Here is a 1,567-nt window from a genome sequence, read left to right as displayed (position 1 = left end):
CGTTCAATCAGACTCTGAGCTTTTTCAATATCATTGTTTTCCACACTATCAAGGGCATCCTTGATAAATGCAGTTGTTGCTTGATAAATCTCAGCTAATTCCTCTAAAGCAGCATCAGAAAATTGAACATTCTTACGTTGAAGGTAGTCTGTTAGGTTGAGCAAGCCTTCTGCGTGGTCCCCAATTCGTTCCAAATCACGAGATGAATCCAGAATGTTGGTCAAGACTTCGCTTTCCTTTTGGCTCAAGGATTCGCTTGAGAGTCGAATGAGGTAACGAGTGAGTTTTTCATCGATGGTGTTGATAGCTTCCTCTGTCTTGTGCCCTTTTTCAGCTACCTTTGCATCCAAACCGATGATATAGGTATAAGAAAGGTCAAAAGCTTTGGCTGCATAGTTCCCCAAGTGCAAGAGTTCTTTTTTGGCATTTCCTAGGGCAATAGAAGGAGATTGCTGGATAAGTTGTTCGTCGAGATAAAGAGGCTCGTACTTGACAACCTCGTCTTCACCAGGGATGAGCTTGGTTACAAAGTAGGCCAAGGCTCCGATGAATGGAAATTGTACAATGGTGTTACTTACGTTAAAGGCACCGTGCGAGAAGGCGATGGTCATCTCAGGTGAGAGGTGAAGGAGTGCCTGGAAGTACTCGATCATAGCAGTAAAGGGGCCTAATAAGATTAAGCAAAGAATAGTCCCTAAAACGTTAAAGGTAACGTGGGTTGCCGCAACGCGCTTTGCAGAGACATTGGCTCCAGCTGCCGCAATGATAACTGTTAGGGTTGTCCCGATATTATCTCCGAAAAGAACTGGTAGTGAACCTTTAAGGTCAAGGAACCCACCTGCATAGAGACCTTGCAAAATCCCGATAGTTGCAGAAGATGCCTGGATGAGGACGGTAATCACTGCACCAGCTACCACTCCTAAAATAGGATTTTGTCCCAAGGTTACCATATATTCCTTGAATTGTGGTAAATCTTTAAGTGGACTCATCCCGGCACTGATGAGGTTGAGAGCGTAGAAGATTCCCCCTACACCAAACAGGATGCGCCCGATATTGTTTGCTGTTCTGTTTTTTGTGAAGAAGAGGAACATGGTTCCAAGGAAAATCAAGGGTAAAGCATACTCGCCTAGTTTGAAACCGATGATAAAGGAAGTAACAGTGGTTCCGATGTTGGCTCCCATGATAATTCCGATAGCCTGTCTAAGAGTGAGAAGACTAGCGCTGACCAGTCCGACCGTGATAACTGTAACCCCCGTACTTGACTGAATCAGGGCAGTCACGACGATTCCGACTAGAACGCCTAAAAAGGGATTGCTAGTGTACTTGTCAATGTAAAAACGAAGGCGATCTCCAGCAGCTTGTTGCAAACCGTCTCCCATGGTCTTGATACTGTATAAAAATAGTCCTAGACCTCCTAAAAAGTGAAATAAAATTTCCTGCCAATTAATGGACATTTCTTTTTCCTCCGAAAAATAATAACGGAATTTCTCCTATTCTATTTTAAAGGATAAAAGTAAATCTCACAAGTGTTTAGCTGAAATTTTCATAAGAAACAAGAACTTTCTTT

Annotated in this window: 1 protein-coding gene; it reads right to left on the bottom strand. The window is 43.0% G+C overall.

Annotated elements, in window-relative coordinates:
* Nucleotides 1–1,454, bottom strand: a 1,454-nt coding sequence (locus tag GMD4S_RS08690) for a Na/Pi cotransporter family protein (RefSeq protein ID WP_000026659.1), incomplete at its 3' end; no start/stop codon positions are given.
* Between the last annotated feature and the right edge of the window lie 113 nt (nucleotides 1,455–1,567).

It is taken from the genome of Streptococcus sp. GMD4S (assembly GCF_000296955.1).
The sequence above is the reverse complement of the archived record's forward strand: the minus strand, read 5'-3'. Positions and strand labels throughout refer to the sequence as shown.